General features: G+C 61.6%; 10 protein-coding genes and 1 rRNA gene. 4 read left to right on the top strand and 7 right to left on the bottom strand.

All coding sequences use genetic code 11. The features are described from left to right. From AC1DU9_RS27980 to AC1DU9_RS27950, 7 genes are all read right to left on the bottom strand, one after another. Positions 1-117: ribosomal RNA gene (locus AC1DU9_RS27980) — 16S ribosomal RNA — on the bottom strand; the annotation flags it as partial. A 1,007-nt stretch (positions 118-1,124) separates the two neighbouring features. Continuing rightward, on the bottom strand, positions 1,125-1,808 hold the full coding sequence (locus AC1DU9_RS27975) for a hypothetical protein (protein WP_457266341.1): 684 nt from the start codon (positions 1,806-1,808) through the stop codon (positions 1,125-1,127). Between the two features lie 443 nt (positions 1,809-2,251). After that, the gene (locus AC1DU9_RS27970; protein WP_223464007.1) at positions 2,252-3,001 is read right to left on the bottom strand and encodes a hypothetical protein; all 750 of its coding nucleotides are present in this window, start codon (positions 2,999-3,001) and stop codon (positions 2,252-2,254) included. Between the two features lie 102 nt (positions 3,002-3,103). Next, positions 3,104-4,645, bottom strand: coding sequence for a DUF5666 domain-containing protein (locus AC1DU9_RS27965; protein ID WP_223464008.1), 1,542 nt, complete (start codon positions 4,643-4,645; stop codon positions 3,104-3,106). After that, on the bottom strand, positions 4,642-5,484 hold the full coding sequence (locus AC1DU9_RS27960; RefSeq protein WP_223464009.1) for a DUF6502 family protein: 843 nt from the start codon (positions 5,482-5,484) through the stop codon (positions 4,642-4,644). Before AC1DU9_RS27960 ends, AC1DU9_RS27965 begins: the two co-directional genes overlap by 4 nt. A 131-nt stretch (positions 5,485-5,615) precedes the next feature. Next, positions 5,616-6,245: a hypothetical protein gene (locus AC1DU9_RS27955; RefSeq protein WP_457266340.1), complete on the bottom strand. Its 630-nt coding sequence runs from the start codon at positions 6,243-6,245 to the stop codon at positions 5,616-5,618. A 364-nt stretch (positions 6,246-6,609) separates the two neighbouring features. Continuing rightward, positions 6,610-7,182 carry a hypothetical protein gene (locus AC1DU9_RS27950; RefSeq protein WP_223462564.1) on the bottom strand — a complete coding sequence of 191 codons (573 nt, stop codon included), beginning with the start codon at positions 7,180-7,182 and terminating at the stop codon, positions 6,610-6,612. A 336-nt stretch (positions 7,183-7,518) separates the two neighbouring features. On the opposite strand from AC1DU9_RS27950, the gene AC1DU9_RS27945 reads away from it, so the two are divergent. The 4 genes from AC1DU9_RS27945 to AC1DU9_RS27930 form a co-directional block, all read left to right on the top strand. Further along, the gene (locus tag AC1DU9_RS27945) at positions 7,519-9,645 is read left to right on the top strand and encodes a TonB-dependent receptor family protein (RefSeq protein ID WP_223462565.1); all 2,127 of its coding nucleotides are present in this window, start codon (positions 7,519-7,521) and stop codon (positions 9,643-9,645) included. Between the two features lie 87 nt (positions 9,646-9,732). Then, positions 9,733-11,010, top strand: coding sequence for a flavohemoglobin expression-modulating QEGLA motif protein (locus AC1DU9_RS27940; RefSeq protein WP_223462566.1), 1,278 nt, complete (start codon positions 9,733-9,735; stop codon positions 11,008-11,010). A gap of 164 nt (positions 11,011-11,174) precedes the next feature. Continuing rightward, the gene (locus AC1DU9_RS27935) at positions 11,175-12,677 is read left to right on the top strand and encodes a DUF3300 domain-containing protein (RefSeq protein WP_223462567.1); all 1,503 of its coding nucleotides are present in this window, start codon (positions 11,175-11,177) and stop codon (positions 12,675-12,677) included. Positions 12,678-12,757: 80 nt separating this feature from the next. After that, positions 12,758-13,258 (top strand): DUF2950 family protein (locus AC1DU9_RS27930; RefSeq protein ID WP_477811098.1); only part of this gene is annotated, 501 nt, incomplete at its 3' end.

Raw genomic sequence — 13,258 nt, 5'->3', positions numbered from 1 at the left:
GCATTACTCACCCGTCCGCCGCTGAATTCAGGAGCAAGCTCCTGTCATCCGCTCGACTTGCATGTGTTAGGCCTGCCGCCAGCGTTCAATCTGAGCCATGATCAAACTCTTCAGTTCAAACATCTTTGGGTTTTGAGAAAACCCTAAACTTGGCTCAGCAATCGTTGGTTACATCTTTGATTTCTCGCGGAGTAACTTGTGATGCTGATAATCTGTTGACTAGCAGTCTGACCCCACAAGCACCCACACGAATTGCTTGATTCAGTTGTTAAAGAGCGGTTGGTTAAGATCTTTCGTCTCAACCGAGGTGCGCATCTTACAGCGCATCTTTTCAACTTGCAACCTTAAAAGCTTCTGATTTTTCAATAAAATCAACTACTTAAGCCAAGAACAACATCAAGCTGCTCGTTAGCGGGAGGCGAATAGTACAGTATTAAAATACGTGGTCAACCCCCCCGCCTGAAAATACTTCTTCCTTACCAAGGCACCCGGGTTGCCACCATGAAAACCCCCAGCGCCTATATAAAGCATTGGGGCAGCAGAGAGCCCGGACCACGTCGTCACTGAAGCACCCCTTATTTCGTGGACGCCACCCATCGCCCACTCCCAGCGATGGCACGGTTCCAGGCCACCACATTCAATGACAGCGCCACACCCGTCCTGCTCAGCCCCCCCCCTCTGCCGACATCCTCGTCGGTATTTCGGACCGTGCGGCAGATTTCAAAAAGAAGTCGCAAACCCCGCGACTATTCAGGGTTTGCGACTCATAGTCGATACGTCCCTCAAGCTCCCGGGACGTTTTCTTCGGGTATGCCTGCCATGTTCATTGCCGAACGTGCGGGCTTAGTTCTGTACCTCAGCCACATCGACATCCGGGGCATCAGGGGCGTCGGCCATATCCTCTCTGGCCTCCCTCGCCTCTACTTTGGCAGCGTTCCTGGCCGCATCTGCGGCAGCCCTGGCAGCATCTCTGGCTGCATCTGCTTTTGCCTTGGCGGCGTCCCGGGCTGCATCTGCATCTGCTTTCGGTACGCCAGCGGCTCTGGCAGCGTCTCGGGCTGCATCAGCCTCAGCTCTCGCAGCGTCTCGGGCCGCATCCGCCTCGGCTCTGGCAGCATCCCTGGCTACATCTGCGTCGATCCTGGCAGCGCCCCTATCTTCTGCAGCTTCCCTGGCTGCATCTGCGGCGTCTTCTGCGGCTTCCCTGGCAGCGTCATTGGCGTCTTCTGCGGCTTCCCTGGCTGCTTCACCGGGTTCTTCTGCCGCTTCCCTGGCTGCGTCATTGGCGTCTTCTGCGGCTTCCCTGGCTGCATCTGCGGCGTTATCCGCATCGTCGTCATCGTCGTTGGCATGCGCTTTGCCAGGGCCTCTGTTCCCGACCATGCCACCATGGTCATCGTCGTTGTCACGCGCTTTGCCCGGGCCTCTATTCCCGGCCATTCCACCATGGTCATCGTCGTTGTCACGCGCATTGCCCGGGCCTCTATTCCCGGCCATTCCGCCATGATCAGCGTCGCCGCGGCCCGGGCCGCCATGGCCAGCAGCACCATGACCGCCGCCATCTCCATGGCCGCTACCACCGCTACCGCCTCCGCCGTCACCACCGTGGCCACCGCCTCCGGAGCCTCCACTGCCGGAACCACCGCCGCCACCGTGACCACCACCTCCGCCGGAGCCACCAGAGCCGCCGCCACCGCCACCGTTGCCGCCACCACCGTGACCACCGCCGCCTCCGCCGCTGCCTCCGCTGCCGCCACCACCGTGGCCGCCTCCACCTCCACCTCCACCGCTACCGCCATCTTTGGCATGCACGGTGGAGAAACTACTGATGTAATCAGGCACCAGGACAGTCGATGCCGACAGGACCCCGCCAATTGCCAGAGCCAACAAACACTTCTTGAGTACCATGATGCACCTCCGCTTGGAGTTGCGCCGTCATCTCCGTATCGAACGCAATGTCCAGTGAGTTCCCGGCCGCCCACTGGAGCGGCCAGCCAACCGGCACGGCCATAAATCTGCAGCAATCACGAGCAACTGCGGTATTCGCACGATCCCTCAGAGCCAGCCGGCATCGTTGCGTGGGAAATATTCCCACACCTATTAGATTAGTGCTGTCAGCCTGAGTGTCAACGACCGAACATCAGGACCTGAGCTTGGCTGGCCTGACTGGCTTTTCGACACGCACCGTCGCGCCTGGACCCAACCTGGGTCAAAGCGGTGAAACGCATCAGTGCAGGGAAACAGGCGGGTATCAGTAGGTGTGGCTGAACACCAGTCCAGCCTCGCCATCCGGGCTCGCGTCGGAAAACCCCTTGACGGCATACAACTGGAACTTCCAGTTCTGATTGAGCTTGTGCGTGAGGAACAGGGTGAGCTCCTTGATTTGGTCGCCCGTGGAAACGACCTTCTGCCGCCAGTCGTAGGACGCGCCCGCCGAGGTACGTGCGAACACGGGTATGGCGAAGCCCAGGCCGGCGAATATCGGGTCGTCGAAGTCGGAGCCCGACGGGTCGCCGAATTTTTTCCAGCCCAGAGTGGCGAACCCGGTCACAGGGCCGAAGGCCTTGGCGACGTCGACCTGGGCGGAATAGTCGGTTTTGCCTGTGCCCAGGCACTTGTCTTCGTCGGCTGTAGGCAACTTGACCTTGCCGATCAGGTCCACGAACAACCCGTCAACGCTGCCGTCAAGCACGGCATAGTCGGCACCGGCGACGGTATCGCCCAAACCGCTTACCACTTTGCCGCAGCCGCCGGGCAACGGCTCGCCGTCAGGGCCGACCGAAGGATTGGTGATGCGCAGCCAGGGCACAGTGAGCTTGTAGGTCATGGGACCGGTTTCGTATTTGCCCACCAGTGGGACGTACCAGGTTTCGGAAGTAGTACCGGTGCCATAGTCGCCCCGAGAGTAGTCGGTTCCGATTGAGGTCGTGAAGGTATCGGCCAAGGCTGGCAAGGCCAGGCTGGCGAGCAAACCAACAAGCAGGATGCGCTTGGGGTCCATGTTCACCTCGTGTGTTCCGTCATCGAAGTTCACACGCATGCTTTGTTGCGTGACTTACCTAGCCTAGTTACTTATGACGAAAGTGCATCATGACTGCACTGTTTAACCCGGCCTGCCAGAGTGATCGATTTTTTCAACCGGCTCAACCTTCTCGATTTTCTCGACCCTTTCGACTTTCTCTACCTTCTCGACTTTTTCTGGACGTTCAACTTTCTCGACTTTATCCGGACGCTCGACCTTTTCGACTTTATCCACTTTGTCGGGTCGCTCGACCTTCTCGACACGCTCTGACTTGCCGGACCTGTCCACGCTTTCCGTCCTGTCGCCGCTGCCACGACTGTCATTGCCCCCGTGGCGAGTATCGTCGATGACACTGCCTTCGCTCTCGGAGCCGCCACTCCTGTCACTGCCGGAGTTGCCGGAGTTGCCGGAGTTGCCGGAACTATCGGAGCCGCTCGAGTTGCTCGAGCCACTTGAGTCGTCCGTGCCTTGCTCGCGGGTTCGGAGTCGTCCGTGTTGGTTGCTGGCTGGCGAATCGGAGCGCTCGCGAGACAATTCGATACGCGTTGCCTGCACATCCCGCGCGCCGCTGAACACGCCGATGACCCGCACGCGTCGATCCAGCGCCAGTTCTGAAGGCTGCACACCAACAAACACGGTGTCGCGCGCCAGCGTCACATTAAAACCACCCACCACCAAATGGCGGTCCTGTCGGCCTTGTACCAGGCCCTCGATCACCGCATGGTGTACCCGGCCAATGAAGGGCAGGCTCGGGTCGGGACGGCTTTGGGTCACGTCCAGTTCGCGGCCGGACCACTGGCCGCGTACCAGCACTTCCTGCGCCGGGCTTGGGTTATTGCCGAGTTTGAGCCCGTGGAGATAGCCGCTGCGATCCACCGGTCCGATGGCACTGGCCTCCTTGAGGCCGGGTGCCCGGTCGATGCGGCTGGCCACCACTTCGCCACGAGCATCGCGCAGCCCGCTGACCCGTACCGGATCGCCCGGGCGCAGACCAGCAGCGACTTGAGCACCGCCGGCCAGGCGTACCGGCTGCCCCATGACACGCATGGGCATGGAATCTCTCGGCAGGGCCGTCAAAGGGCCTTCGTAGACGTGCAGGATAGAAATGCGCCCGGCCTCCAGACCTCGCTTGGAATTGAACGCTTCCACGGCAACCACTTGGCCGACTGCCAGCTGGGTACTGGTGGTGGCAATGCCGTTCTCGTTGACAGGAACGTTATTGCTGAAGTGCACTTCCACGCCATTGACGCAGATCGAGGCAAACCCGGTGATAGTGCCGACAATGCCGGTGCCACCGATCCCGCCGTTGTCGCTTTCACTGCCAATGCCCGTGCCACCCACGCCGCCTGCAACGGCACCGGTGCCGCCAATCCCGCCAGGGCGCTTTTTCAGCGGTGCGCCTGTACCACCCACCCCGCCGTTGTCGGTGCTGATGCCGGTACCGCCCATGCCACCAGGCGCCACACCCGTACCGCCGGTGCCACCCGGAGCCTGGATGACCGGAACTTCACTTGTGCCCGCGTCATTCTGGCTGACACAGGTCGGGGCGGCCTGCAACACAATCGGAAGCCCGAGGCCCAGAGCAAGGGCGATTGCACGAATCAGGCGCAAGTTGACGGTCATGGCTTAGGGGCCGTTGATGAATTGGGATCTGAAACTTCAGTGTAGAAGTACAGGCCGACCGTGATGCGCTGACGCGACTCAAGACTGGGCAGGTCGCGGAATTCCAGATCGGCGGCGAGTCGGTTGAAACTCAACAGGGCCTGCATCCCCTCGCTGGCAACGGCCTCGCGCAACGCCTCGACGCTCGCTGGGGTCAGCGCGTCATAGTGGACGCTGCGTTCAAAAAAGGCCGGACCTTCGCCGCTCAGGTTGTGTACCGCGGCGCTGGCATGATCGTGCAGGTTGTGCCCCAGGTAAGCGGTTTTCTCATCGAAGCCCTTTTGCGGCACGAAGGCCTGGGCTTCGAGGTGCACGAGATCTTGTTCGTCAAGGCGCACGACGCCCAGGCGCAGCCACTCGTCCAGCACCACTCGCGCCCGGATATCCGTGCTGACCTTCGCCACCAGGGCGTCAAAGGAGCGGTCGCCGCCGGCACTGGCCAATCGAGGCAATGGCAGTGGCTGGCCGGCGTCGTTGCAGAACGGCGCCCTGGCCCAGGCGTTGACCAGTTGCGCACCGAAAGTGATGTTTTCCGGAAGCGTGGAAGAAGCGGGGTCGCTGGTGTTGCGCAAGCGCCGTACATCCTTGCGGTGCACGCCGGTGAGCAGGCTGATGCGGCTGTCGGTCGGTGCCTTGTCGCCCAGACGGAACTCTCGGTCCGCCACCTCGACGAAAACCTCCTTGAGCAGGTCGGCAAACACCAGGTAGGTGACTCCTTTGCGCAGCATCAGGCGTACCAGCGGCCGCATGACATGTCGCAAGGCTTTGAGGAGCGAGGTGGGCAAGGTAGACGATTGCATTCAGCGCATTCCTGGTCAGTTAACCCCAGTATAGCTACGTGGGAAATAATCCCATGAAGACAGGCGCTTTTTTTTGCCGTGCCTCATACAAAACCGGTCTTCAGGGTCTTGTATGAGGTCATCAGGCCGCTTCAGATCCGGCTGTTGTCGTCGCCGGGTTCGCCACCATCATGATTGCCGCTGTCGTCACCCGGCTCGCCGCCGACATGGACGCCGCGGTCGTCTCCGGGCTCGCCGCCGACGTGGACGCCGTGGTCGTCTCCGGGCTCGCCGCCGACGTGGACGCCGTGGTCGTCACCCGGCTCACCGCCAACGTGGACGCCGTGGTCGTCACCCGGCTCACCGCCGACGTGGGCGCCGTGGTCGTCACCCGCTTCTGCATGGGTACCACCGCGACCGGAGTTCGAGCCTCCAGAACCGGCATGGCCTGAATTCCCGTTCCCATGATCGCTGCCGCTGTGACCACTGTTTCCGCCGCTCCCACTGTTACCGCCGTGGCCACCACTGCCACCGCTTCCACTGTTGCCGCCGTGGCCTCCACTGCCACCGCTCCCACTGTTGCCGCCATGTCCGCCGCCACTACCGCCGCCGCCACCGCTACCACCACCGCCGCCACCGCCACCGCCACCGCCACCACCATCCTTGGCATAGGCACTCGATTCATGGGAAACGGAGTCTGGAACCAAAACGACGGAAGCCGAGAGGACGCCACCGATTGCCAGCGCCAGTAGGCCTCTCTTGAAAAGCAGGTAAGTGTTCATCGTGCATTCTCCTGGTGATTTACCGCGAGCAGTGCCAACGCAATTCGCGCTGCGATCCGGGAGCGGCATGGGAGTAACCCGTAAACTTACAATCTCTCTTGAATTTTTCGCGTGGGATTTTTTCCCACGTAATCTAAGTTAGCCCTTTCTGGCTCCGGGTCAACCCGCGCAGGAGAAAGCCGACCGACGGCTTTGTGAAAGCGATCGAACTGTCGGGAAACCGCCTATGGGTCATGAAAAAAGGACGAGTGTTCGAGCGGCCTCTACCACGGGTAATCACCGAAAGGTGACAGCGGCTCAGGCGACACCGGATTCGCTGAAGCCCGCCACTTCAGGGAGCGGGCTTCCCTCGGTCAGTTGATAGCTACCCCGGTACCGAGGATTTTTGCGCACCGACACTGCCCGCCCTACCGGCGACTGCAAGTGCCACGCAACAAGCCAGTGACGAGAATGCCGCGAATACGCCCATCACATGCAGATAAGGCAACACGTGATTCCAGGCTCGAGCCACCCCCAGGAATGCGGCGAATAGCCAACCGCTCATGGAAAGCGCACCCAACAAGGCAAGCCGCGTGCGCCCTGCAGTGCGCAGTGCGACGAATGGAGCCTTTTGCAGAAGCGGGAAACCAACTCGATGCAACAATGCACCGTTCAGGCTAAGCAGCGCGACGACAGTCACCTTGGCCCAGAGTTTCTGATTGAGCAGATACGCGTCGCCTTCATTGAGGTAACCCTGGAGCACCAGCAACAATCCGCTTGCCCAAAGGCCCAGCAGTGCGAGGCTGACGATCTTCCGGGTTTCATCAAGGTACTCGAGCCGCGCCTGGTCCAGTATTTCCTTGCGCCAACTCCAAAGCTTGTGATCCGCCTGCAACACCCTCCCCAGGGCAATACACGTAGCGAGCAGATGACCGTATACGAGAAGCATTTTGAGCATTGCCTTGACCTTTTTATTGTTTGGGCGCTGCGTTCCCTGCTTCGCTGGATTGAAAACGAATGATACAAATTAGCAATTGCGCTTTCAAGATAAACGTCTACTAACATGTGCCTAAACAGACCTCCATACGACTTTCGTCGTATTTGGAGACGGTCGTTCCTGTGGCGGATGAATGCCGCATCCCCCTCATCGTCGGAATGCAGTAAACCGTTGTAGCGTTGAATCGCGGCCGCCCAACCCTTGGCGTGCAAAAAGCAAAATTGCCATGTGCTCCCTTCGTTCTTTCTTGCGTCGCACTGTTCTTTGCCCGTTCCTGTACGTCTGGAGTTTCCCCCCATGCCCTCGCCTGAATACTTGCCCGCCGCGCTGCTGGGCCTGGCCCTTGTTTGTCCGGCCATGGCCGAGGCCCAGAGCCTGGAGCTGGGACAAGTGCTGATCGGGGCTGAGGACCAGAGCGATGAAGACCAGGGGATCGAGGACGCCAGGGCGCGGCTGGCCCAGGTGCCCGGTGGCACCAATGTGGTCGACATGCGCCGCCCGTTGCAGGGCCGCGTGGCCAGCAATCAGGATGTGCTGGCTTACCAGCCGGGGATCTACGCCCAGTCGGCGGGCAACGAAGGGGTGAAGATCTCGATCCGTGGATCGGGTATCAACCGTGCACCGGGCGCCCATGCCTCGGGGCTGTACACCATGCTCGACAGTCTGCCGCTGACCGGCCCTGGCGGCACGCCCTATGAGCTGCTGGAGCCGCTCTGGCTCGACCATGTGGAAGTGCTGCGTGGCGCCAACGGTTTCGACCGCGGCGCCCTGGCCTTGGGCGGGGCCATCGATTACGTCAGCCATACCGGCTACGACGCGCCGAAGTTGCAGGTACGCTACGCGACGGGCAGCCACGGTTATCGTCAACGCCAGGTCAGCTCCGGCCAGGTGTTGGGTGCCTTCGATTACTACGTGGCCATGACCGACGCCAACGCCGACGGCTACCAGGACCATACGGCCAGTGAGAGCCAGGGTGTCATCGCCAACTTCGGTTATCGCTTCAACCCCAACCTGGAAACACGCTTCTACCTGCGCCACCGCCAGACCGACAACGACCTCGCGGGACGCGTGACCAAGCACTCCATCGAGCACGACCCACGGACGGCCAACCCGGCCTACGTGGCGCGGGACGACCGCCGCGACGAACCGGGCAGCACCTTTATCGGCAACAAGACCACCTGGTACATCGATGACGATTCGAGCATCCAGACCGGTCTTGTCTACCACGACTACCCAATGGATTTGCGTGAGGGTCCCAACCGCCTGAAGGTGGCGTACACGGACGTCAGCGGCACCTTCGACTACAAGCGTCGCGACTCGCTATGGGGCCTGCAAAGCCAAAGCACGCTGGGCCTGCGAGTGACCAGACACCTGCCCAACTCGGGTGCCAGCGAATTCGTGCGCATCCCCACCGGCAACACCGCCGGTTATGCACCGGGCACGCTGATTCGCAACTTCACCTACCAGGGTTCGGACAGCGTCCTGCATGTGGGCAATGACCTGGAAATCGCCGACGACCTGTGGCTGACCACCGGCCTCGCTGCCATCTACACCCGCCGTGAAAGCGATGTCACCTACCCGCAAAGTGGTGGCAAGACCAGCCTGCACGACTGGGACTATGCCCCGCGCGTGGGCCTGCGCTATCAACTGACACCTGACCTGCAACTGTTCGGCAATCTCAGTCGCTCGGTCGAGGCACCGCACCCGTGGTCGCTGATCTATAGCTCCAACATTCGGTTCCCGGCAGGCAGCGGCCCCGCCACAGGCGCCCAGCGTGATCCGGTCAAGCTGCAAAACCAGACCGCCACCACCCTGGAAATCGGCGGCCGCGGTGACAGCACGCTGGGGCAGTGGAGCCTGGCCTGGTACTACGCCCAAGTGCGCCACGAGTTGCTGTCGGTATTGCCGGATGCCAACGCCACCACCCCCTACGAACTCAACGCCAGCCCCACCGTGCACCAGGGCGTGGAAGCCAGCCTGCTGAGCCCTCTTTGGTCGCCGGACGATGGCGGACAATTGAGTCTGCGCCAGGGCTACACCTTCAGTGACTTCCACTACCGCGACGATGACCGCTTCGGCGACAACCGCCTGCCGGGCCTGCCGATGCACTATTACCAGGGCGAACTGCGTTACGACTGGCCACAAGGCTTTTTCGCCGCGGTCAACACACAATGGGTGTCCACGGTGGCGGTCGATTACGCCAACAGCTACTACGCCGATCCCTACGCAATCTTCGGCGCGACACTGGGCTACAACGCGCCCAAGGGCGACTGGCAGACCTGGCTGGACCTGCGCAACCTGACCGACAAGCACTATGCCGCCACGGTCACGCCGGGCTACGACGACAAAGGCCTGGACGCGGCACGCTCCACCCCCGGCGAGGGCATGGCGATGTACCTCGGGGTGTCGTGGAGCCTGCTCTGAGGACGCTTGCCTGTCTTCGCAAACACACGCAACCGAGCGCGACGACTAAGCTTTAGTAACGTCACTTCGTCCCTCAAGGAGCTATCCATGAGCGCCGCCGCCCTGTCCGAACTCGATGCCGCCCTGCCCGACCTGACCCGCAAGATCCGCGTGCTGGATGCCTTGTCCTGGCCCGATGGCGTCGAGGAAGACTTCCTGGCGAAATGGCGCAGCGGGCGTGCTCAGTTACCCGATGTCAAGCTGCAGCCCCGCGAGCACAGCGCCGACATCGCCGCTCTGGAAACCTTTATCAGCCGCTGCGATGTCGGGCATCCGGCCGGGAATTTCCTCGCCATGACCGCCCGTAGCTATGCCACGGCCGGACACATGCTGGGGGCAATTGGTACTCCTGCGTTTACGCACTATTCGTCTGCACTGTATCGGCGCCCGGATTTCTATTACAAACGCCTGCAACTGAGCATGCTCGACGCGGCCCGTTTCTTTCTCAAGACTACTGACGCCCTGCTGGGTAGCGCGCGGATTCCACCCTGCCCGGCCGAAATCCCGGCCAAGGCGTTCGCCGCCTGGATTCAACCGGAACTGGACCGTTTCTTCGGCGTCGGACAGATCACGGTCGTACTCGATCCGAACCTGGCCGCCAAGGCCATCGCCGGATCTAGCCGCATCCGCCTGCGGGCCAGTGCGCTGTTCTCGGAGCTGGACAAGAACCAACTGTTGCAACACGAGGCCTTCGTGCATGTCGCCACGGCACAAAACGGTGCGCGACAGCCCAACCTCACAAGCCTGGGCCTGGGCGCACCGCGCACGACCCAGACCCAGGAAGGCATTGCCACCCTGGCTGAACTGTTCACCGGCAGCATGGACATCAATCGTTTGCGTCGTCTGGCCCTGCGCGTGCTCGCCGTCCAGCAGGCGCTGGAGGGTGCCGACTTCATCCAGGTGTTCGAAGGCTTTCTGGCGGCCGGGCAGTCGCAGGAGGAATCCTTCCGCTCCACCCAACGGGTGTTCCGCGGCGCCGACCTGCGGGGCGGTTCGGCGTTCACCAAGGATGCCGCCTACCTGACCGGGCTACTCGGCGTCCACACCCTGCTGCGCATTGCAATCCGCGATAACCGGCCGGAACTGGTGGGGCATTTGTTTGCCGGGCGCCTCAGCCTGGCTGACACCGTGCGCCTGGCGCCACTGTTCGAGTCCGGTTGGCTCAAGGGACCGACCTACCTTCCGGCCTGGGCCTCTGATCTGCGATTGCTCGCGGCCAATCTGGCCTTCTCGGCGTTCATCGCCCAGATCAAGCTGGATGTGCTGGACCTGGAGGTGTTCATGGCATTCGCCGAAGAACACGAAAGCGATGCCAGCGCCCAGTGATCGATCAGGTTGACGCCGTTTTAAAGACAACCTGGGTCGTTCGAATGAGCTGCTACCATTAGAAAGCGGCATCGAAGCTGGGCTCTGTGGCTTGCAAAGTCAGCTTTCACCTCTGCGGCAGCGACTCATTCATTTCAAGCCTGCCTGACCACATAGGGGGTGCAATGCGCATTCCATTTTTTTACGCGTTGTCAGCCGTTCTGTTTTTGAGTGGATCTTCCTGCCTGACACAGGCTGCGGATGTGACCGCCGCCGCACCCGCAAACGCTGCCGATACAGCGCCCGCCACCGCGACTGCCACCGCGCCTGCCAAAGATCCCGTGTTTACCCAGGAACAGCTGGATCAAATGCTGGCGCCCATTGCGCTTTACCCGGACCCACTATTGGCACAGGTACTGATGGCCACTACCTACCCGGGGGAAGTCGGCGAGGCGGTCACCTGGTCCAAAGCGCACCCGGACGCCAAGGGCGATGATGCAGTCAAACAGGTAGCGAACCAGCCCTGGGATCCGAGCGTGCAGGCGCTGGTCGCCTTCCCGCAGGTTCTGGCAACGCTGGGGCAGGATCCCGTCTGGGTCCAACGCCTGGGTGATGCCTTCCTGGCGCAGCCCGACGATGTCATGAACGGCGTACAACGCTTGCGTCATCAGGCCCAGGCCGCTGGTAACCTGCAGAGCAACCAATATCAGAACGTGACGATCCAGAATGTCGCGGCACCGGCGACCACGACTGCGGCACCGGCTCCAGCCCCTGAATCGGCCCCGGCCAGCAACTCCACCATCATCATCCAGCCTGCCGATCCGCAGGTGGTGTACGTCCCCACCTATAACCCGACCACCACCTACGGCACCTGGGCCTACCCGGCGTCGCCGCCCGTGTACTATCCACCGCCACCGGCCTATTACCCTGGTCAGGCCCTGATGGCCGGACTGGCGTTTGGCGCTGGTGTGGCGATCGTTGGATCGTTGTGGGGTGAATGTGATTGGGGCAATAACGACATTGATATCGACGTCAATCGCTACAACAACATCAATACCAACAACCGCATCACTAACAACCAGAACAAATGGCAGCACAACCCGGTGCACCGCAATGGCGTGCCYTATCGAGACAGCGCGAGCCGCGCACAGTACGGCCGCCAATTGAACGGCGCCAATCAGCGTGAAGCCTATCGCGGGGACAATGCCCAGCGCACCCAGGCACGTGAAAATGCCCGCACCTCAATGGACAGGCACGGTATCGAACGACCTGCCACCAGCAACCGCGAAGCCCGTGATCAAACACGCAAACTCCAGTCCGCAACCGCGGGGGACAATCGGTTGCAGGCCGGTGCAGACAGGCCAAAGGCGGCTGACAGAGGTCAGGGCACGGCCAGAAACACCCGGGAGAATCAGCAGCCCAGGAACCAGAGCGCTCAGCTCAATCAGCGCAGAGAGGGCCAGGCGCAGACGCGTCAGACGGCGAATCAACGACCGGCCGCCAGTGCCGGCAGTGCCCGCAACAATGCGTTCGCCGGCGCACGCTCACCGTCCCAGGCCAACGTCCAGGCCAATCGTGGCCGGGCCAGCCAGGCATCCGCCCAACGCCCCAGTGCCGCGCGATCGGCCGGTCACCAGGTCAGCCGGCCGTCCAGTCCACCAGCGCGTCAAAGGGGGGGCCGTCGTTGAAAAACCATCCTCGATTGAAGGGACTCACGGGCTTGCTCCCTCATGTCCTTGCGATAGCTGCCGGCTTGTTGTGGTCGTGCGTGGCGACGGCACAGCAGGCCTTTCCAACGCCAGAAAAGGCCGCTGAAGCCTTTGTCCAGGCACTGGGCACGGAACACGCCGACCAGGCACGCCTGACCGAGCTGCTTGGCAGTGACTGGCACAATTACATCCCCCGCGAAGGTGTACAGCGCAAAGATGTGGATGCGTTCTTGCAGCAATACCGCGAGCAACACCACTTTGAAAACACCAGTTACCGCCAGGTTGTCCTGGAGGTCGGCAGCAAGAACTGGACACTGCCCATCCCCATGACAAAAGACGCTAACGGTTGGCGCTTCGACCTGAAGGCCGGCAGTGCCGAGATCCGTGCCCGTCAAATCGGCCGCAACGAACTGGCCGCGGTGCAATCGGTGCTGGCCTATCACGATGCCCAGATGGACTACGCGTCAGTCGATCGAGACGGAGACGGCGCACTCGAATATGCGCAGAAAATCTTCAGCACCCCCGGCAAGCACGATGGACTCTACTGGGCGGAAGACGAC

This window comes from Pseudomonas sp. P4_C1 (genome assembly GCF_056402155.1).
Note: the sequence above shows the minus strand (reverse complement) of the source record. Positions and strands in the feature narration are given on the sequence as shown.